General features: G+C 44.0%; 15 protein-coding genes, 2 tRNA genes and 2 rRNA genes. 16 read left to right on the top strand and 3 right to left on the bottom strand.

Going from position 1 to position 21,041, the window contains the following annotated elements; translation table 11 throughout:
- Positions 1 to 4: 4 nt before the first annotated feature.
- The 4 genes from ACTXGF_RS24205 (at position 5) to ACTXGF_RS24190 (ending at position 4,919) form a co-directional block, all read left to right on the top strand.
- The gene (locus ACTXGF_RS24205) at positions 5 to 922 is read left to right on the top strand and encodes a DMT family transporter (RefSeq protein ID WP_443535597.1); all 918 of its coding nucleotides are present in this window, start codon (positions 5 to 7) and stop codon (positions 920 to 922) included.
- A gap of 18 nt (positions 923 to 940) precedes the next feature.
- Complete coding sequence (locus ACTXGF_RS24200; RefSeq protein ID WP_443535599.1) at positions 941 to 2,119, top strand: aromatic amino acid transaminase; 1,179 nt, start codon at positions 941 to 943, stop codon at positions 2,117 to 2,119.
- Positions 2,120 to 2,144: 25 nt separating this feature from the next.
- Positions 2,145 to 2,813 carry a glutathione S-transferase family protein gene (locus tag ACTXGF_RS24195; RefSeq protein ID WP_443535601.1) on the top strand — a complete coding sequence of 223 codons (669 nt, stop codon included), beginning with the start codon at positions 2,145 to 2,147 and terminating at the stop codon, positions 2,811 to 2,813.
- A 492-nt stretch (positions 2,814 to 3,305) separates the two neighbouring features.
- The gene (locus tag ACTXGF_RS24190) at positions 3,306 to 4,919 is read left to right on the top strand and encodes a glucosamine inositolphosphorylceramide transferase family protein (protein ID WP_443535602.1); all 1,614 of its coding nucleotides are present in this window, start codon (positions 3,306 to 3,308) and stop codon (positions 4,917 to 4,919) included.
- A gap of 93 nt (positions 4,920 to 5,012) precedes the next feature.
- Here the strand turns inward: ACTXGF_RS24190 and yaaA are convergent, their stop codons facing one another.
- The gene (gene yaaA / locus ACTXGF_RS24185) at positions 5,013 to 5,825 is read right to left on the bottom strand and encodes a peroxide stress protein YaaA (RefSeq protein ID WP_443535604.1); all 813 of its coding nucleotides are present in this window, start codon (positions 5,823 to 5,825) and stop codon (positions 5,013 to 5,015) included.
- Between the two features lie 497 nt (positions 5,826 to 6,322).
- Between yaaA and ACTXGF_RS24180 the strand changes: the two genes are divergently transcribed.
- The 6 genes from ACTXGF_RS24180 to ACTXGF_RS24155 all read left to right on the top strand — a co-directional run bounded on the left by ACTXGF_RS24180 (position 6,323) and on the right by ACTXGF_RS24155 (position 11,095).
- Entirely contained in the window at positions 6,323 to 7,474 is a 1,152-nt protein-coding gene (locus ACTXGF_RS24180; RefSeq protein WP_165596760.1) for a Re/Si-specific NAD(P)(+) transhydrogenase subunit alpha, read from the top strand.
- A gap of 115 nt (positions 7,475 to 7,589) precedes the next feature.
- Positions 7,590 to 7,928, top strand: a complete 339-nt coding sequence (locus tag ACTXGF_RS24175; RefSeq protein WP_197707696.1) for a proton-translocating transhydrogenase family protein — start codon at positions 7,590 to 7,592, stop codon at positions 7,926 to 7,928.
- Complete coding sequence (locus tag ACTXGF_RS24170; RefSeq protein WP_443535606.1) at positions 7,925 to 9,325, top strand: NAD(P)(+) transhydrogenase (Re/Si-specific) subunit beta; 1,401 nt, start codon at positions 7,925 to 7,927, stop codon at positions 9,323 to 9,325. The genes ACTXGF_RS24175 and ACTXGF_RS24170 overlap by 4 nt, the downstream gene beginning before the upstream one ends.
- 278 nt (positions 9,326 to 9,603) lie before the next feature.
- Positions 9,604 to 10,140 carry an acyl-CoA thioesterase gene (locus ACTXGF_RS24165; protein ID WP_443535607.1) on the top strand — a complete coding sequence of 179 codons (537 nt, stop codon included), beginning with the start codon at positions 9,604 to 9,606 and terminating at the stop codon, positions 10,138 to 10,140.
- Positions 10,141 to 10,316: 176 nt separating this feature from the next.
- Positions 10,317 to 10,526: a Fe-S cluster assembly protein IscX gene (gene iscX, locus ACTXGF_RS24160; protein WP_443535609.1), complete on the top strand. Its 210-nt coding sequence runs from the start codon at positions 10,317 to 10,319 to the stop codon at positions 10,524 to 10,526.
- A 65-nt stretch (positions 10,527 to 10,591) separates the two neighbouring features.
- Positions 10,592 to 11,095, top strand: a complete 504-nt coding sequence (locus ACTXGF_RS24155) for a GyrI-like domain-containing protein (RefSeq protein WP_443535611.1) — start codon at positions 10,592 to 10,594, stop codon at positions 11,093 to 11,095.
- Positions 11,096 to 11,236: 141 nt separating this feature from the next.
- On the opposite strand, the gene dapE is transcribed toward ACTXGF_RS24155, so the two are convergent.
- Positions 11,237 to 12,454, bottom strand: coding sequence for a succinyl-diaminopimelate desuccinylase (gene dapE / locus ACTXGF_RS24150; RefSeq protein ID WP_443535612.1), 1,218 nt, complete (start codon positions 12,452 to 12,454; stop codon positions 11,237 to 11,239).
- 62 nt (positions 12,455 to 12,516) lie between these two features.
- Positions 12,517 to 13,272: a 2OG-Fe(II) oxygenase gene (locus ACTXGF_RS24145; RefSeq protein ID WP_443535613.1), complete on the bottom strand. Its 756-nt coding sequence runs from the start codon at positions 13,270 to 13,272 to the stop codon at positions 12,517 to 12,519.
- Between the two features lie 141 nt (positions 13,273 to 13,413).
- Between ACTXGF_RS24145 and ACTXGF_RS24140 the strand changes: the two genes are divergently transcribed.
- From ACTXGF_RS24140 to ACTXGF_RS24115, 6 genes are all read left to right on the top strand, one after another.
- Positions 13,414 to 14,301 (top strand): 23S rRNA (adenine(2030)-N(6))-methyltransferase RlmJ, encoded by an 888-nt coding sequence (locus tag ACTXGF_RS24140; RefSeq protein ID WP_057758888.1) that lies wholly within the window; start codon positions 13,414 to 13,416, stop codon positions 14,299 to 14,301.
- Positions 14,302 to 14,327: 26 nt separating this feature from the next.
- Positions 14,328 to 15,242 (top strand): CDP-diacylglycerol--serine O-phosphatidyltransferase, encoded by a 915-nt coding sequence (pssA, locus tag ACTXGF_RS24135; RefSeq protein WP_290177082.1) that lies wholly within the window; start codon positions 14,328 to 14,330, stop codon positions 15,240 to 15,242.
- 775 nt (positions 15,243 to 16,017) lie between these two features.
- Positions 16,018 to 17,556, top strand: a 16S ribosomal RNA gene (locus ACTXGF_RS24130).
- A 75-nt stretch (positions 17,557 to 17,631) separates the two neighbouring features.
- Positions 17,632 to 17,708 (top strand) — tRNA-Ile (locus ACTXGF_RS24125).
- A gap of 9 nt (positions 17,709 to 17,717) precedes the next feature.
- Positions 17,718 to 17,793 (top strand) — tRNA-Ala (locus ACTXGF_RS24120).
- Positions 17,794 to 18,140: 347 nt separating this feature from the next.
- A 23S ribosomal RNA gene (locus ACTXGF_RS24115) occupies positions 18,141 to 20,996 on the top strand.
- The 16S and 23S rRNA genes sit together here with 2 tRNA genes alongside, the layout of an rRNA operon.
- Positions 20,997 to 21,041 lie beyond the last annotated feature (45 nt).

Below are 21,041 nucleotides of genomic sequence, written 5' to 3'. Positions count from 1 at the left end.
GACTATGAATACGATATTCCACCCCTCATCGCGCAAAAATCCTTTATTTGTAATGTCGCCACTAACCAAAGGCTATGTGGCGATGAGCGTCGTCTTATTGATTTGGTCAGGCTTTGCGTTGACTGTACGAGCGGTTGGAGCATCGTCGCTAAGTATTGCGGATGTCATGCTCATTCGCTTTAGTGTACCGCTGGTCTTGTTGACTCCTTGGGTACTCTCTAGTTGGCATGAAATCAAAAATATAAGACTGCCAGATATCATGTTTGTTTTACTTGGCGGCGTGCCTTTTCTTTTATTGGCCGCTTTTGGTGCAAGTACGGTACCAGCAGCTTACGTTGGTACTATTTTGACAGGGACACCAGTCTTCTTTGCCGCAATATTGTCTTTTATTTTTTATCGTCAACGAATATCATTGAGGAAATTTGCCGCATTAATCCTTATTCTTTTTGGTATCGCTACTATGATTGGCGGGCGTGCACAGTCAGTGCCTAATAGTCTTCTGTACGGTGTGGCGTTACTGTTGATGGCAAGCCTGATTTGGGCGGGTTATACCTTAGGGTTAAAAAGCACCAAGTTGAGTCCAATCGCTATTGCTATCGTGCTCTCTTATACCTCGTTTTTTCTGACATTAGTGATGGTTCTGTCTGGTATTGTGGAGACCAATATAGGTTCTGTATCTTTTGATGACGCGCTTCCGTTTATCCTAGTACAAGGACTTGGTGTAGGGGTGGTATCAACCATTGCGTTTTCTTATGCAGTCAAACAGCTGGGCTCCATTCGTACCTTATTACTTGGCTCTTTATCCCCAGGATTAACCGCTATACTGGCTACGCTGATACTCAATGAGTCTCTATCAGTCATTATGATATGTGGCATCGTACTCAGTACCATTGGTGTCATCTTGTCCAATCGAGCGACATAAATTAATTAAGGAAGTATCATGATGTTAGATAATATGCCTGTTATCAATGGTGATCCACTGTGGGCATTGTTAGGTAGGTTTCGTGCTGACCAACGCAAACATAAAATAGATCTATTGGTTGGTGTCTATCGAGACAAGCATGGCAATACGCCTGTGATGAAAACCGTGCAAGACGCAGAGATACATCTTGCTCATGAAGCTCATTCAAAAGCTTATGGCATGTTATCGGGTAACGCTAATTTTAATCAGCAAATGGCAAAATTTGTACTGGGTGACAGTCCAAGTCTAAACAACCAATGCACGATTCAAACGATTGGGGCATCAGGGGCGCTACGACTCATTGCTGACTTTATCGCCATACTCTCTCCAGATTCAACCGTTTGGATCAGTGACCCTGGTTATATCAATCATCGTCCGCTGATGGAAGGTGCTGGGTTAACGGTTGATACGTATCCATGGCAAAATAAAAATGGTCGGTTAGATATTGATGCGTGTTTTGCCGCGCTAGAAAAAGCCAAAGAAGGAGACGTGCTGTTATTACATGCGTGCTGCCATAATCCTACCGGTATAGATCCTTCTTTAGAGCAGTGGCAACTTTTTTCTGATAAATGTAAACAGAAAAATATTGTCCCGTTTATTGACATGGCGTATCAAGGTTTTGGAGATGATCCTAATACCGATGCTGCAGGTCTTCGTTTAATGATCGAAGACTCTGACTTTGCATTTATTGCCGCCAGCTGTTCAAAGAACATGGGTCTATACAATGAGCGGACGGGTATTGCCTCGGTGATGACGACGAACCATGAGCGTCACGCGGATATACAGACACTCTTAGAAACCATCACACGTGCCAACTACTCTATGCCGCCCAATCACGGTGCCGCAGTGGCTTCTTATTTGCTAGACAAACCAGACGCTTGGCTAGACGAACTGGCCAGCTACCGTAGTAGGGTAGATACTATTCGCCAAGCATTAGGCGCAGCATTAAAAGATAGGAGTGCACCTGCAGAGTTTTTGGACATCTCGCACCAAAAAGGTATGTTTTCTCTATTACCGCTAACCAAAAATCAAATGCTCATATTGCAAGATGAGTTCGCGATTTACGGTATGCCAAATGGTAGAATCAATATTGCAGGTTTGAAAATGACGGAAATCCCTCAACTGGCTGACGCTATCATGTCGATTATTTCACGTTAAAGAATAATTTTTATCGCTCAAGGCAATGGTTTTATCCACCAATCGCCACAGCAAAAAGAACACGACTATTTATACTTTATATTGGGATAAGGGTGGTGCCAATATGGCTACCCATGCTGTCTTTGAGGAGCTAGGCGTTTCTTATGAAATGATAGAAATAGACCTGTCTAAGAACATGCAAAAATCAGCTGAGTATCTAGCCATTAATCCAAATGGCAAAGTACCTACGTTGGTGCATCAGGGGCAGGTCATTTATGAGTCTGCGGCAATTTTAATGTATGTGTTAGATCAACACCTAGAGTCTGAGCTAGCACCTGATATAGGATGCCCAAGGCGCGGTGTCTATTACCAGTATTTGTTTTGGATGTCTTCTACACTACAAGAAGCCGCTAATCGCTGGGCACATCCCGAGCAGTACATCAGCGGCGAGCACAATTTGCAGCAAGTGAAAGATAAAGCGAATGATGTGCTAACCCACTGCTGGGATATTGTTGAAAAGGGATTGGCGAGTCATGGTCCATGGTTGTTAGGCGATAAATTAAGTGGGGCTGATTTTCATTTATTTATGATTGCTCACTGGAGTCAGCGATATGCGAGTCGAGCACAGGATTGGACACACCTAAATGCACACTATCAAGCCATGCTAAACCGTGCCTCGGTACAAGAAATGATGGCACAAGAAGGGTTGTTGTAATCTGTTCATATGTTCAACTAAAGGATATTTAATAAGTGAGCTAGGAGCACTGAATGCAATGCTTCTAGTGACTTCTAGCGATTGTAGTAAATGTATCTTTATATAAAGCTACTAATCCGCCGCATCTCTTCTAAACGTCCATGTCTGTTCATTAGAGGCTGCTTTACAATAATAATATCTCGCTAAATTAAACTGCTTTAGCTGCTCAGCCTGTCACTTTATATTGACCATTTTCTTACCTTTATCGTTAAATCGCTTTTCGCTAAAAGTATGATTTTGTCATAAAACCTATTTGACTATTAGAAGTTCTGTTATCGAAAGATAGCAGGGCTTTTTTGTGTCTAATTTTAATGGTGAGTTTCTTTTAACATGTACTACTATATATGTTATTATTTGAATATATAATGGAATGACACTTTACTTAAAAGGAGTTTGGACACGTGTTGCGGGTCAGAAGGCGCAAAATATCGTGTGCCATTTAATGTGATAACTATGAAAAAAATTAGGCTTGGAATCTTTGTAGAAGATGAAACATTAGCATGGCACAAATTTATGCCATTAAAGTCTCTAGTAGATGAAGGTATAGTTGAGGTCTGTATTGCTATCCAACGAAGTGCAGAACACCAATCTAATCCCTCTCATATATCCAAGATCATACCGTCTATCAATCAAAAGTTATTTTCTATTCTTTCTCACGCTAAAAAGACTACCAAGCGTTATTCTATTCATGATTTAGTTCCCAATGGCAAAATGCCTGTCGTTACATCAATATCAAGACAGGGTGAATCTAATAATGAAATTGAAGACTCAGTGATTAAGAGACTGCAGGCAACAGATTTAGATTACCTACTGAGTATGGATTTTCGAAACTTAATAGGGAAGGCGCTAGGTGTTACGAAACATGGCATTCTCTTACTTCATTATGGTGATGAAAGAATACAGCGAGGCGGGCCTGCGTTGTATTGGCAATTTGCTGAGCAATGGGAAAATAGCGTCGTGACGCTGCAATTATTGAGTAATGACGATGATGTAGACAAAGTGGTAGGTAGAGGTTATGGCAGTTTGTTTTACTGGGACTATAATTTGACTGAGGATAAGTTAAAAGGAGTTGCAGCATCAATACTGTATTGGTACTTCCGTAAAAATAAAATTGGCGTCGAGAGTGGGGATTTTATTAATTTAATTAACGATCGCACACTTTATCAAACGCCTCCACAGTTAACGGCCATACGACATTTGCAGAATTTTCTAAAAAACTACATGATAAAAAGATTTTATAAGCGTCTGTATCTAAACAAATGGAGTATTTTTATTGGTTCTACTGATCAGCCGATACAAACATACACGGAGATACTACCTGAAAAAGGATGTTTTTGGGCCGATCCTTTTTATATTGAACACGACTCAAGACGTTACATATTTTTTGAAAGCTTGAACTACAAAGAGAATATTGGTCGAATAGAGTGGATAGAGCTGAATGAAAGCCATCAAGTTATTAGTTCAGGACAAGCTGATTTGGGTATTAGCACGCACTTAAGCTTTCCCAATGTATTCGAGTATGAAGATGCTGTCTATATGATTCCAGAGGCTGCAAAAACCAATTGTATTAGCTTATTAAAAGCGACAGATTTTCCGTGTAAGTGGGAAAAAGTTCATGAGTTAGTTTCAGGCGTTCAGGCAGTAGATAGCGCCGTGATTGAGCATAATGGATTATGGTATCTTTTTACAACGCATGGTTCAGTTTCAGCATTTACTATGGATTTAGAGTTGTATATTTATACGTCTAACAAGCTGCAAGAAGATAATTGGACCATTCATCCCTCGGCGCCTCTAAAAATTGATGTGCGTGGATCGCGATTAGCAGGCGCATTATTCCAAAAAAATGGTCAGCTCTTTCGTACTGCTCAGGATGGCACTCTTAGATATGGGCGTAGGGTGGCTTTATACCTAGTAGAGGAGTTGACACCGACCTCTTATAAAGAAACCTTTGTACGTTATATTGAACCGAATTGGGAGACTGATATTGATCGTCTCCATACCTATAATATTTATAATGAAACAGTAGTACTTGATGTTTCAAGGGATAAGTTGCGTTTTAGAGTATAGGACTTAAAGCGTTTAGTGGTTGGAGAATAAAAAACCCATCATAAGTTTCGGCTTATGATGGGTTTTTATAATTTTGACTCGTATTATCTCAATCTACTGATCCGCCGCATCTCGTCTAAACGTCCACGTCTTATTATCGGACGCTTCTTCACAGTAGTGATATCCTGCCAAATTAAACTGCTTTAGCTGTTCAGCATTGGTCAGCTTATTATCAGCAGCATATTTGACCATTAGTCCACGGGCTTTTTTAGCATAAAAGCTAATTACTTTGTATTGACCATTTTTCTCGTCTTCAAATCGTGGCGTGACAATGTCTGCCTTTAGTGCTTTTTTCTTTACCGCCTTAAAGTATTCATTGGAAGCTAAATTAACCAATGTTTTGTCATCGCTGTCAGCCATACGCGCATTGATAACGTTAGTGACTTCCTCGTCCCAAAATTCATAAAGATTGTCACCGCGCTCATTTTTTAGCTTGGTGCCCATCTCTAAACGATATGGCTGGATCAGATCTAGTGGCTTTAGTACTCCATACAATCCAGACAAAATGCCTAAATGCTCATTGACATAAGTAGCGGTATCTTTGTCCATATGATACATATCAAGACCAGTATAGACATCACCATCGAACAAATAACCTGCAGGTTTGGCGGTGTTATCAGAGGCATCGTTAGTAAATGGCTGCTCTTCGCTCCAATGCCATTGTTGATTGCGCGTGGCATTAAGCTGAGCCAAATCGTCAGATATACTCATCAATTCTTGGAGGTCAACAGGCTCTTTTGACTTCAGTACTTTCATCAGTTCTTGTGAGCGTTCGATTAGCTCGGGCTGACTATAATAGTTGCCTAAATTTAATGGTATAGCATCTGTTTCGTTCAGGGATTTTGCAGGGGAGAGCAAAAAATACATGGTTATTCCTTATTATAATGAATCGATGACAGGTTTTTTCGAGTGTCAAGTATTCTTATTATACGGTATGCATGGGTGGAACTTGACTTAACCTTGCTTATTTTATGTTTATTGACGTTATTTGTTTAATAAAAGAACGGATTTAACATTAGGAAATAAATGGAGGCAGGCCTGTATCTATAAGGGTTAGGCGTTTTTCGGAAAAATAAAAGGCTTTAATATACCAACAAAAAGTATGCCAATGGTGTAAATACCTAAATTTTTATTTTACTTGTGGGTCATCATTAGACAATGAAACTTGACGAACGATATCTCTATAATAAAAAGGCATGATGGTAAAGTAGCTATCATTTATTAAATTGATAACCTTTGGTCGCTGTAATGGATTAATCATGATCAATGGGTTTTGTCCCCTGTGCTTTTTAGATGTGCGTTGAGGGTATTAAAGGTAGTCGTGAGACGTAAATATAGTCATTGGACGTAAGTAAGGAGACGGTATGAAAATCGGTGTAATTAGTGCAGATATCACGAGCGAGAGCCGTGTAGCCATAACCCCAGACGCAGTCAAAAAATTGCGTAAACTTGGGTTTGAAGTCGTCATTCAGTCAGGTGCAGGCCAAGCAGCATACTATGCTGATGAGTTGTATCAGGCTGCGGGCGCCGACATTGCCAGTAGTCGTACCGAGGTGATTACCCAGTCTAAGATTATTACCACCGTCAATGACCTACCAGCTGAAGCCACTGAAAGCTTATCGTCTGGTCAGATCGTCATTGGCATGCTTGACCCGTATCGCAACACTCAGCTTGACACTTATGCAGCCAAAGGCGCGACAGTCTTTGCGATGGAGTTATTGCCTCGTACACTGTCACGCGCACAAAATATGGATGTATTGTCATCACAAGCCAACCTTGCTGGTTATAAGGCAGTATTGCTCGCGGCCAATGAGTATTCACGTCCTTTCCCGATGTTTATGACGTCGGCAGGTACCGTTAAGCCAGCTAAAGTGGTTATCTTAGGTGTTGGTGTTGCAGGGCTACAAGCGATTGCAACGGCAAAGCGTTTGGGTGCAGTGGTCGAAGCCAGTGATTTACGTCCAACCGCTCGCGAGCAAGTGGAATCACTCGGTGGTAAATGGCTTGATGTGCCGATGAGTGCAGAGGAGGCTGAAACAGCTAAGTCTACCGGTGGTTATGCGTGGACGCCATCAGAGCAATATGTCAAAGATCAAGCGGCTGTCGTGGACAAAGCATTGAGCAACGCTGACATCGTTATCACCACGGCGCAGATTCCTGGTCGTAACGCACCGCGCTTGGTACATGGCGCAACGCTTGCCAAAATGAAAGCAGGTTCCGTACTGATCGATATGGCGGCCGGTACTGGTGGTAACGTCGAAGGCAGCGTGCCTAACGAAACCATCACCACAGACAATGGTGTACGTATCGTTGGTGCCGCCAATATTCCATCTATGCTAGCCGCACAGTCTTCAGATTTGTATGCCAATAACCTTGTTAACTTTATTACGACATTGATTGCACCTGCTGGCGATGATGCATCAGCCAGCTTGGCACTTAACTTAGACATGGAAGACGAGATTCAGGGCGCACTGGCAGTGACACATGACAGTCAGGTACGACTAGCCAAACGCTAGTTTGAACAGTCTATTACCACATATTTTGTCACTACACATTTGCCAGTAATGAATAAATTTTTAGGAGGATTAGATGATTGCCACTATTTTAGCTGCAGCGCCAGCCGGTGCGGCCATGAGTAGCACACCATTTGTAGCGATTTTCACTGTATTTGTGCTCGCTATTTTTGTCGGATACTACGTGGTTTGGGGCGTTACGCCTGCATTGCATACGCCATTGATGGCGGTAACCAACGCTTTATCAAGTATCGTCATCGTGGGTGCGATGCTACAGACCGTCACGATTGATGGTTCAATGTTTACACCGACCAGTTTGCTTGGTGCCTTTGCGGTATTTTTAGCCAGTATCAATATTTTCGGTGGCTTTGCTGTGACTGAGCGTATGCTTGCGATGTTCAAACCGAAAGTGAAAAAAGCACCAGTAGCAACCACTGATGCCGGAGGTGATGCATGAATGATTTCTCAGCAATGATTGCAGCAAATGCAGATTGGTTCTATCTAGTCGGCGCTATCCTCTTTGTCTTAACGTTACGTGGTTTGTCTAGCCCAAAGACAGCGATTCGCGGTAACCGTTTTGGTATGGCAGCGATGGCGATTGCCGTTGTGACTACCTTCTTTTTAGCAGAAGGCCCTGTGCTTTGGTTAATTATCGGTGCGATGGTGTTGGGTTCCCTTGTTGGTATGTGGAAAGCGAAAACAGTCGCAATGACCCAGATGCCAGAAACGGTTGCTTTAATGCATTCATTCGTCGGTTTGGCAGCGGTTGCGATTGCACTTGCGACGGTATTGCACACTGAACAACAGCATGGTGCCGTTGCCCGCATCGAGCTATTTATCGGTTGCTTCATCGGTGCAATTACGTTCTCAGCCTCGGTCTTTGCCTTTGGTAAATTGGCCGCGAAAAGCTGGGCGAAAACATTGGTTGGCGGCTGGGTAAAACCGGTTCAAGCGCTACTGTTCATTGCGATGATTGGTTTCGGTGGGGTGTATTTCGTCACGGACTCACTACCAGCATTTTATGCGATGGCAGTGATTGCCGTTATCTTTGGTTGGATGTGGATTGCCCCAATCGGTGGCGGTGATATGCCAGTGGTTGTATCACTACTGAACTCATTTTCAGGTTGGGCAGCAGCAGGCATTGGTTTTACGCTTGGCAACTCGATGCTGATTATCGCAGGTTCTCTGGTCGGTTCATCAGGTGCGATCTTGTCTTACATCATGTGTAAAGCCATGAACCGCTCACTACTTAATGTCTTGTTCGGTGGTATGGGTACATCAGCCGTTGCCGCAGGCGGCAATGATGGGGCACCGAAGAACTACAAAGCAGGCTCAGCAGAAGACGCAGGGTTCCTGATGTCTAATGCTAGCAGCGTGGTCATCGTACCAGGTTATGGTATGGCACAAGGCCGCGCACAGAATGCAGTAAAAGAGCTATATGAGCTATTAAAAGAAGAGGGTGTTAACGTTCGTTTTGCTATTCACCCGGTTGCGGGTCGTATGCCAGGCCATATGAACGTACTATTGGCTGAAGCTGATGTACCTTATGATGATATTTTAGAAATGGACGAGATTAACTCAGACTTTGCGAGTACAGATGTGGTCTTGGTTATCGGTGCAAATGACGTTGTAAACCCATCTGCGAAAGATGATCCTACTTCTCCAATCTTCGGTATGCCGATTTTAGAAGTCAGCAAAGCTCAGACGGTCATGGTCATCAAGCGTTCAATGAGTACTGGTTATGCAGGTCTGGATAACAGCTTGTTCTACATGGACAAAACGATGATGATCTTTGGTGATGCCAAGAAAATGGTAGAAGAGATGGTACGTACTATCAATGGCGGCGGTCATTAATCTCTAAGCTATGTTTTTAACCATGATTATTTACAGATAAGTTTTTAGATAAAGAAAGTCACTGAGGTGGCTTTTTTTGCGTTAAAGTGGGCGGCATTTATGAGCCGAATATAGACTGAGGTTATTTCAATTACGGTCAGTTTTTAGTTATCACAATATTAAGTGGGATTCGTGTACTCAGTATACGGTTTGCGCTTAATTAACTTTTTAGCCAATTTGAACTACTTCAACGATAGACAATCACCAATTATAAATACGATGAAATAAGAGAAAGATTTATGAATATGCTACTGCGTTTTTTTATTATGGTCAGCTTACTTAAACAACAGCTCAAGCATCAATCGACGAGTGAGACTATCAGTCTAGAGACGTTGACTGCACCGACCGTTCGCCATTATCGAATTTTGCCCCACGATATGGGGTTTCGCGATCATTTGCCCAATTATCGTTATTTATCATTTATTGAGCTAAACGTGACACGCTGGGTAAAGGCGTGCTGTCATGAAAAAGGCATTAAGCCGCTCAATTGGGTGATTGCCATGCAAGAGATGATTTATCTTAAGCAAATTAAATTTTTGGATAAAATGACGCTTAGTAGTGCCGTCGCAGGATGGGATCATAAATATGTGTATTTTGAGCATCGGTTCTTTGTTAAAAATCAGCTGATGGGTGTTGGTATGACCAAGTTTGTTTTTACAGATAGTAAAGGTATGCGCACACCAGAAGTATTAGATATGATGGGCGAGCATTTGACAGATACGATTAACACATGGAATGAGCACCAAGTCGCGGTAAAATCGACTAAGTCAGCCTAAGCCACATCGCAAAAAAGTATTGAAACCCAGTATTGAAAAATAACATCGTAAAATAACTTGGCTATAATCATTTGCTGAATTTTGGTAGGATAGAGCCCATCAAGTCGTCAGTATTAGGACGATGGCATCACTTTTAAGACGATGATTCTCAAAACGACTAAAAATAAGGTACCGTTATGACCCCACAAAAATTAAAATGGACAGATAGTTTAGATATCGCGATTGAGCTTTATGAGAAATTTCCAGAAACAGATCCACAGTACATTCGCTTTACTGATTTGCATCGCTGGGTAATTGAGCTTGAAGGCTTTGATGATGATCCACAAAAGTCAAATGAAGGCATCTTAGAAGCCATTCAAATGAACTGGATTGATGAAGCAGATTAATCGATTCGCTCTGCCAGCATTGCCATAAACAGAAAACTAAATAAACAGATAGAGAAGGCCGCATCATGACATCACAAATTAAAGAGCTACCAGAAGCGATAGCTTGTAGCGGTATCAGCGTTCGTACCACTAACAATGCTGAGATAAGCCATGACACTGCCAAACTTGGTAGATTATGGCAGAAGTTTTATCAAAATCACGCAGGTGAACTCCCTGAGGGTGAAGACATTTATGGTGTCTATCTCAACTATGAAAGCGATGATCTGGCAGGAGCGTTTGACGTTGTGGCCAGTTGGAAAGTAGCCAGCGAGCAAAATGCTCAGTCAGAAAGCGACAATGTGGCCAATGCTAGTAACCTAGTGACGGTTGATATTCCTGCAGGAAAGTACTTGGTATTTTCTGAAGAAGGTTACATGCCTAACACTGTGATGAATGCATGGGAAAGTGCTTGGGAATATTTCAATGCGCCCGATTGTGAGCATACCCGCACTTTTAATGTAGACTTTGAGCATTATATCGGTGGCAATTTAGAGTACGGTCAAGTTGATGTTTATATTGGTATCGAGTAAAGTTAGCAATTGGCTTAAGTAACTTAAGCTGCTCGATCGATTATCGACAAAAATAATGACAAAAAAAGCGCTAACCTAAATCAGGTAGCGCTTTTTTTTGGGCATATGTCATCAATTAGGCAGGTGCAAATAACCTTGCAATCAGTCCAACAACAAATTTTCCAAAATGCCTTCGTAAATTTGGGCAAGCTTTCCTAGATCATCGACTTCTACTTTTTCATCAACTTGATGAATCGTTGCATTACGCACACCCAGTTCGACGACTTGGGCACCAGTTGGCGCGATGAAACGTCCATCGGACGTACCGCCAGATGTAGATAGGGTGGTGTCGACATCGGTCACTTTTTTGATGGCGTTCTGACATGCCGAAACCAGTTTTCCTTCAGGGGTCAAGAATGGTTGACCCGATAATTTCCAATGAATATCGTAGCTCGCTTTACTGTTGGCAAAGTGCTTATCAAAGATAGCATGCGTTTTTGCCTTTAGTTCATCCTCAGTCGTTTCAGTTGAGAAACGGAAGTTAAAGACCACGTTTAGCGTTTCAGGAATGACATTGGTTGCGCCAGTGCCGCCATTGATATTTGATATTTGCAATGAGGTGGCTGGGAAGTAGTCATTGCCGTTGTCCCATGCGGTAGAGGTCAGTTCAGCAAGAGCAGACATCGCCGCATGAATCGGATTAGATGCCAGATGTGGATAGGCGACATGGCCTTGTTTGCCTGTAACGGTAAGCTCAGCACCTAGCGAGCCACGACGACCGTTTTTGATGATATCGCCTAACGTATCAGTACTTGATGGCTCACCAACGAGACAATAAGTGATTTTTTCTTGACGAGCTTCTAAAGTCTCGATTACTTTAACCGTACCATTTATTGACGGACCCTCTTCATCTGAAGTAATTAAAAAAGCAATCGAGCCATTGTGCTCAGGATGATTGGCGACGAAGCGTTCGGCTGCAACAGTAAAAGCTGCAATACCCGTTTTCATATCGGCGGCACCGCGTGCCCATAGATAACCATCAGCGATGGTCGGGGTAAACGGAGGGTAGGTCCAGTTTTTCTCATCACCCGTTGGCACGACGTCAGTATGACCAGCAAAGCAAATCACTGGATTGGTAGTACCGCGACGTGCCCATAAGTTTTTGACTTCGGCATGTTCGCCGCTTTGTTTTCTATCACCGAAATACATAAACTCGCAATCAAAGCCTGCTTGTTCTAACCGTGCTGACAACATATCTTGGCAACCATCATCATCGGGCGTCACTGAAGGGCGCTCTAACAGTGCAATACTTAAATCTAAGGTTTCTTGCTGATGAGTCGTGTGTTGCGACGCGCTTGATTGGTTATGAGAGTCAGACATGGATAAGCCTTTTGTATAATAAATTGAAATGGTAAATATAAATGAATAATAGAGGATAAATGCTAAACGGCTACTTCGACAAAAGGTACAAGACCATCACGGCGCATCCAAGTGGCGATAGAGTAGCGTTGGCGATGTGCAGTTTGTACTTGATGACGTAAATCGCTATCGAAAATAATCAGTCTATTGGCAACTGGCATCACTTCATGGTGCGTGCCATGTTTATCAACGACTTCTAGCGCACCGCCGTCAGTTGTTTCCCAATCATCATTGAGATAAAACACTGCTGAGATAACCCGTTCATCACGTCCAGCGGGGTTGTCACTGTGCCACTGATAGCCAAAGCCAGTCGGATAGCACGCATAATGTGCTTCACTATGGCGAATACCAGCGAATAAACTACGATTGAATAGCGAGGCCAAAGCATTGATGCTTTGCAGATAATAGTAGCCTGCAAAAAAGTCTTCAGTAATCCAGCGTATTCTATCACCGCGAATATCACTGATGCGAACACCAGCGGTCAGCTCTGCATCACGATAGTCAATAAAACCGCTTTCTGCTTGTAATGCTAACAAGGCAGTACTATTGAATACATCATCAATAATGAGCCAGCCGTCAGTGACAAAGGTATCGAGCTGGTTATCCGTCAGCTTATCTTCCCAGTTAACCGCAAAGTCAGACATCTGCAATACGTGCTGAGTCGGAATTTCTTGGCTATCATTATGAGTATCTGGCAGCAGTAATGGTGGATTATCCTGACCTATCGGATGATCAACGACCAACGCTGTCTTGTTAAGGTTGCTAATAATCTGCGTCATTTCATCTCATTATTATTAATCAGCTGTCAATATACCGTCATTCAATGTGTTTTTATTGAAAGCACTTACTAAAACCACATTATCTTTTACTCTGCCTATGCTACCATAGATGCAATTTTTCTTATTTAAACTTTTGAGATTATGAACTATAAACACGCCTACCACGCTGGTAACTTTGCTGATGTGGTTAAACACATTTTATTGGTACAACTGCTTAATCAACTGGGGCAGAAAAACAAACCTTTTTATGTGCTTGACGCTTATGGCGGTCGTGGACTGTATTCACTAAGCAGTGAAGAAGCGCGCAAAACAGGTGAGGCCAAAGGCGGTATTCAAGCTTTTCTAAAAGCAGATACCGAAAAAGCCCCAGCTGCTGTCAAAGATTATATGGAAGGTATTAAGCAAGCCAAATTCACTTATGACAATAAAGTCTATCCTGGTTCGCCATGGTGGGTGGCCCATCACGTCGAAAAAACCGCCGCTAAAAAGCCTGATGCTGGCGTGCGTGCTGAGGCTTTTGAAGCCAAAGCGACTGAATACGATGCGTTGAACTATCAGCTACATAAGTTGCCAATTGGTATCCAGCATCGTGACGCTTTTGAAGGTATTACCGCTGTTATTCCGCCAAAAGAAAAGCGCGGTTTGATTTTCCTTGATCCTCCTTATGAGCAAGAGCACAAAGATTTTACGCGCCTGATCGATTTATTAGTCGCGGCTTATAACAAATGGCCACAGGGTACTTATGCGCTTTGGTTCCCAATCAAAAATATCGAAGCCGTAGAGCTCTTCTATAAAAAGCTCAAACGTACTGAAATGAGACGTCAGCTGGTTTGTGAGCTAAACATTTATCCTAATGATGTTGCAGTTGGTCTGAACGGTACAGGTCTACTGGTTATCAATCCGCCATGGCAGTTTGATAATCATGCACGTGAGATATTACGTTTCTTACAGCCAGTACTAAAAGTAGAAGACGCGCCAAACTTGACGCCTGATAGTGCGACCAATGTGCGCTGGCTCGTCGGCGAATAGCAATAACGGCCAATAAGGATATTAAGATGACGACTCAGCCACCTATCGGCCAGCCGAATAATGCACCTGTGAACAATGCGTCCTTAAATGACGGCTCGCTGCAAGATAATGCAGCGACACAGCCACCGTTTATTGATGAGCACGAGTTTAATATCCGCCTAGCGGATAACGACAGCTATGATGGTTTGACATTTGAGGTGATTGAAGCTGAAGTAGCCGAAGGTAAGCGAGTGGTTAGTCGCGGTGTCTATTTGGCACCCAATCTGATCACTACCTTATCGCTACTGTCAGGCTTTTACTCGATTTTGGCGAGTACCCAAGGCGAGTTCTATAAGGCAGCTTTGGCTATCTTTTTATCCGCTATTCTTGATGGTGCAGATGGACGTGTCGCACGTATGCTCAATGCGCAAAGTCCATTTGGTGAGCAATATGACTCTTTAGCAGATATGCTAGCATTTGGTGTTGCGCCTGCTATTCTGATTTATAGCTTTGCTTTAGAGCCTTTAGGTCGTATCGGCATTGGCTGTGCGTTTGTCTTTACTGCTTGTGCTGCTTTTCGCCTTGCACGCTTTAATGTTCAGGTTGGCATCGTCGATAAAAAGTACTTTGTTGGTTTGGCAAGTCCGCTTGCTGCTATATTGGTAACGTCTGCTGTGATGGTTGCAGTCGATCATAACGAGTGGATTGGTCAATACGATACAGCTGTCATGCTATTGTTTGCAGCTTGGGTCGTCACTTGTGGTCTACTGATGGTCAGTAATGTCAAATACTATAGCTTTAAAGAATTTGACAAAAAGAAAGTACCTTTTGTAGTGCTTATTATTGGAGTGCTAGTCATGAGCATCGTGCTCTATGATATCCCTGTTGGTATCTTAGCGATCGGTATTATCTATGCGTTATCAGGTATTGTGACTACGATTAAAACGAAAGTGAAAAGTTAAACGCTGTATTTAGACTTTATATAAGGGAACTTACCGTCAGGTAAGTTCCTTTTTTAATGCGCTCTATATACTGCTGAAATACGTTAACCACTATAAAAAAGCTAAATCTGTAGTTATAAAAGACAGTATTTAAAGTTTGATAGCGATAACAATAGGTTAGGTGAATAGAGTATCGCTAATAGAAAATAACCGAGATTATTTATAGAGTTTCCTTGTTTTCTATTTAAAACTCCGTATAATGCCACCCAGTCGAAAGGGAAGTGGATTACTGATTTGGATGATGTAAATTGTTTAAATTAAATATAAAATACTTCTTGACTAAATAAATATAGCGTCTATAATACGCACCTCATCAAGACGAGCTGGAAGTAGCTAGTGTGTAGATTACACATTAATAACCCAGTTAACTTGTTGAAACAAATTAAAAAAAGAAGTTGACAGACTATTAAAACATGATATGATGGTCAGCTCGCTAAATAGGATAAGCCACATTGGCTGACTTGTTTAGTTTGAAATACTAGCACTGGACGACAGTGTCAGACATTATTTAAAAGCATAACTAAAGAACAACTTGTGTGGATTTTTGCTGATTCAGAATGCTAAAAAATAAAGTTGACTATCTTTTCTTTTCGGGAAGATTATTAACTATAAAAATTATCATTTAAGACAGCAGAAAAACTCAAAGTTAATTCATTACGAACATAATTTTTAGCGATTTTGCCAGATTAGATGAGCCAAGTTTAGAAGCTTCTTTAAAGAGCTTCATAGCAAGATTAAACTGAAGAGTTTGATCATGGCTCAGATTGAACGCTGGCGGCAGGCTTAACACATGCAAGTCGAGCGGAAACGATGGTAGCTTGCTACCAGGCGTCGAGCGGCGGACGGGTGAGTAATACTTAGGAATCTACCTAGTAGTGGGGGATAGCACGGGGAAACTCGTATTAATACCGCATACGACCTACGGGAGAAAGGGGGCAGTTTACTGCTCTCGCTATTAGATGAGCCTAAGTCGGATTAGCTAGATGGTGGGGTAAAGGCCTACCATGGCGACGATCTGTAGCTGGTCTGAGAGGATGATCAGCCACACCGGGACTGAGACACGGCCCGGACTCCTACGGGAGGCAGCAGTGGGGAATATTGGACAATGGGGGAAACCCTGATCCAGCCATGCCGCGTGTGTGAAGAAGGCCTTTTGGTTGTAAAGCACTTTAAGCAGTGAAGAAGACTCTTCGGTTAATACCCGGAGACGATGACATTAGCTGCAGAATAAGCACCGGCTAACTCTGTGCCAGCAGCCGCGGTAATACAGAGGGTGCAAGCGTTAATCGGAATTACTGGGCGTAAAGCGAGCGTAGGTGGCTTGATAAGTCAGATGTGAAATCCCCGGGCTTAACCTGGGAACTGCATCTGAAACTGTTAGGCTAGAGTAGGTGAGAGGGAAGTAGAATTTCAGGTGTAGCGGTGAAATGCGTAGAGATCTGAAGGAATACCGATGGCGAAGGCAGCTTCCTGGCATCATACTGACACTGAGGCTCGAAAGCGTGGGTAGCAAACAGGATTAGATACCCTGGTAGTCCACGCCGTAAACGATGTCTACTAGTCGTTGGGTCCCTTGAGGACTTAGTGACGCAGCTAACGCAATAAGTAGACCGCCTGGGGAGTACGGCCGCAAGGTTAAAACTCAAATGAATTGACGGGGGCCCGCACAAGCGGTGGAGCATGTGGTTTAATTCGATGCAACGCGAAGAACCTTACCTGGTCTTGACATATCTAGAATCCTGCAGAGATGCGGGAGTGCCTTCGGGAATTAGAATACAGGTGCTGCATGGCTGTCGTCAGCTCGTGTCGTGAGATGTTGGGTTAAGTCCCGCAACGAGCGCAACCCTTGTCCTTAGTTACCAGCGGGTTAAGCCGGGAACTCTAAGGATACTGCCAGTGACAAACTGGAGGAAGGCGGGGACGACGTCAAGTCATCATGGCCCTTACGACCAGGGCTACACACGTGCTACAATGGTAGGTACAGAGGGCAGCTACACAGCGATGTGATGCGAATCTCAAAAAGCCTATCGTAGTCCAGATTGGAGTCTGCAACTCGACTCCATGAAGTAGGAATCGCTAGTAATCGCGGATCAGAATGCCGCGGTGAATACGTTCCCGGGCCTTGTACACACCGCCCGTCACACCATGGGAGTTGATTGCACCAGAAGTGGATAGCTTAACCTTCGGGGAGGCGTTCACCACGGTGTGGTTGATGACTGGGGTGAAGTCGTAACAAGGTAGCCGTAGGGGAACCTGCGGCTGGATCACCTCCTTATAGACGCATTCGGTCAGCAAGAATTCACAACAAGTTGTTCTTTAGTTTAAGCTTACGTTTTTAACAAACGTATTAGGGTCTGTAGCTCAGCTGGTTAGAGCACCGTGTTGATAACGCGGGGGTCGGTGGTTCAAGTCCACCTAGACCCACCATTTTACAATGGGGCCATAGCTCAGTTGGTAGAGCGCCTGCCTTGCACGCAGGAGGTCAACGGTTCGACTCCGTTTGGCTCCACCACTACTAAGACGGTTAAGTAAGCTTTAGATGCCAATAAATAAATAGGTATTAAATAGAAACAAGTGATTGTTAATGATTACTTCTTTCTGTTTTATACAGAATCTGTGACTCGACGAGAGCATAGAGACTATTTAAAAACATAGATATGAGTCTGGGTTAAGAAGAGCGTGTTCACGCGCACTTCTTAACCTTAATAACTCACCTCTTAACGACATCAGTTGTTATCCCAGGGGTGAGTTATTAAAAAAAGTAAAGAGAACTGAATCAAGCGTATAAACATAGGTGATATCGTTATCATAATTAGATTGTATGACACTTAGAAGTCGAAAGACTACTTGGGGTTGTATGGTCAAGTAATGAAGCGCACATGGTGGATGCCTTGGCAGTCAGAGGCGATGAAAGACGTGACAGCCTGCGATAAGCTTCGGGGAGGCGGCAATATCCTGTGATCCGGAGATTTCTGAATGGGGAAACCCACTTACCATAAGGTAGGTATCCTAATTTATTAGGAAGCGAACGAGGGGAAGTGAAACATCTCAGTACCCTTAGGAATAGACATCAATTGAGATTCCCCTAGTAGCGGCGAGCGAACGGGGAGAAGCCGATTAATTCTAATGTAGAAGAACAGCGTGGGAAAGCTGACCGTAGTAGGTGATAGTCCTGTATTCGAAACATTAGAGTTAACATATTAAGTAGAGCGGGGCACGAGAAATCCTGTTTGAAGATGGGGGGACCATCCTCCAAGGCTAAATACTCCTGACTGACCGATAGTGAACCAGTACCGTGAGGGAAAGGCGAAAAGAACCCCTGTGAGGGGAGTGAAATAGAACCTGAAACCGTGTGCGTACAAGCAGTGGGAGCCCACTTGTTGGGTGACCGCGTACCTTTTGTATAATGGGTCAGCGACTTATATTCTGTAGCAAGGTTAACCGTTTAGGGGAGCCGTAGGGAAACCGAGTCTTAATAGGGCGTTTAGTTGCAGGGTATAGACCCGAAACCGAGTGATCTATCCATGAGCAGGTTGAAAGTGCCGTAACAGGCACCGGAGGACCGAACCCACTGTCGTTGAAAAGCCAGGGGATGACTTGTGGATAGGGGTGAAAGGCTAATCAAACTCGGTGATAGCTGGTTCTCCCCGAAAGCTATTTAGGTAGCGCCTCGGACGAACACCATTGGGGGTAGAGCACTGTTTCGGCTAGGGGGTCATACCGACTTACCAAACCGATGCAAACTCCGAATACCGATGAGTGATATCCGGGAGACACACGGTGGGTGCTAACGTCCATCGTGGAGAGGGAAACAACCCAGACCGCCAGCTAAGGCCCCAAATTCCTAGTTAAGTGGGAAACGAGGTGGGAAGGCATAGACAGCTAGGAGGTTGGCTTAGAAGCAGCCATCCTTTAAAGAAAGCGTAATAGCTCACTAGTCGAGTCGGCCCGCGCGGAAGATGTAACGGGGCTCAAACTAGGAGCCGAAGCTGCGGATTTGAATTTGTTTTCAAGTGGTAGGGGAGCGTTGTGTAAGCCTGTGAAGGTGTGTTGTAAAGCATGCTGGAGGTATCACAAGAGCGAATGCTGACGTGAGTAACGATAATGCGAGTGAAAAGCTCGCACGCCGGAAGATCAAGGGTTCCAGTCCAACGTTAATCGGGGCTGGGTGAGTCGACCCCTAAGGCGAGGCCGAAAGGCGTAGTCGATGGGAAATCGGTTAATATTCCGATACTTGTTTATAATGCGATGGAGGGACGGAGAAGGTTATGTCAGCCTGGCGTTGGTTGTCCAGGTGAAAGGATGTAGGTTTATAGCTTAGGTAAATCCGGGCTATTCTATACCGAGATCTGATAGCAAGCTGTACTTGTACAGCGAAGTGGCAAATACCATGCTTCCAGGAAAAGCTTCTAAGCAATAGTTATAAACGAATCGTACCCTAAACCGACACAGGTGATCAGGTAGAGAATACCAAGGCGCTTGAGAGAACTCTGCTGAAGGAACTAGGCAAAATGGTACCGTAACTTCGGGAGAAGGTACGCTGTTGATGGTGATAGGACTTGCTCCTTGAGCTGTTGGCAGTCGCAGATACCAGGCTGCTGCAACTGTTTATTAAAAACACAGCACTCTGCAAACACGAAAGTGGACGTATAGGGTGTGATGTCTGCCCGGTGCTGGAAGGTTAATTGATGGGGTTAGCGTAAGCGAAGCTCTTGATCGAAGCCCCAGTAAACGGCGGCCGTAACTATAACGGTCCTAAGGTAGCGAAATTCCTTGTCGGGTAAGTTCCGACCTGCACGAATGACATAATGATGGCAGCGCTGTCTCCAGCAGAGACTCAGTGAAATCGAAATCGCAGTGAAGATGCTGTGTACCCGCGGCTAGACGGAAAGACCCCGTGAACCTTTACTACAGCTTTACATTGAACTTTGACCTGACTTGTGCAGGATAGGTGGGAGGCTTTGAAGCCGAGACGCTAGTCTCGGTGGAGCCAATCTTGAAATACCACCCTGGTCATGTTGGGGCTCTAACTCAGGTATAACAATACCGAGGACAATGTATGGTGGGTAGTTTGACTGGGGCGGTCTCCTCCTAAAGAGTAACGGAGGAGTACGAAGGTGCGCTCAGACCGGTCGGAAATCGGTCGTAGAGTATAAAGGCAAAAGCGCGCTTAACTGCGAGACCCACAAGTCGAGCAGGTACGAAAGTAGGTCTTAGTGATCCGGTGGTTCTGTATGGAAGGGCCATCGCTCAACGGATAAAAGGTACTCTGGGGATAACAGGCTGATACCGCCCAAGAGTTCATATCGACGGCGGTGTTTGGCACCTCGATGTCGGCTCATCTCATCCTAGGGCTGAAGCAGGTCCTAAGGGTATGGCTGTTCGCCATTTAAAGAGGTACGCGAGCTGGGTTTAGAACGTCGTGAGACAGTTCGGTCCCTATCTACCGTGGGCGTTGGAAATTTGAGAGGATCTGCTCCTAGTACGAGAGGACCAGAGTGGACGAACCTCTGGTGTTCGGGTTGTCACGCCAGTGGCATTGCCCGGTAGCTACGTTCGGATGGGATAACCGCTGAAAGCATCTAAGCGGGAAGCCCACCTCAAGATTAGATTTCCCTAAAGAGCCGTTCAAGACTAGGACGTTGATAGGCAGGGTGTGGAAGCGCAGCGATGCGTGTAGCTAACCTGTACTAATTGCTCGTTTGGCTTGACCATACAACACCCAAGTGGTTTGTATACAAGTCTAATTAATCTATCTTG

The organism is Psychrobacter sp. 1Y6 (genome assembly GCF_052258385.2).
Lineage (GTDB): Bacteria > Pseudomonadota > Gammaproteobacteria > Pseudomonadales > Moraxellaceae > Psychrobacter.
This window is presented reverse-complemented; position numbering and strand designations above follow the sequence as displayed.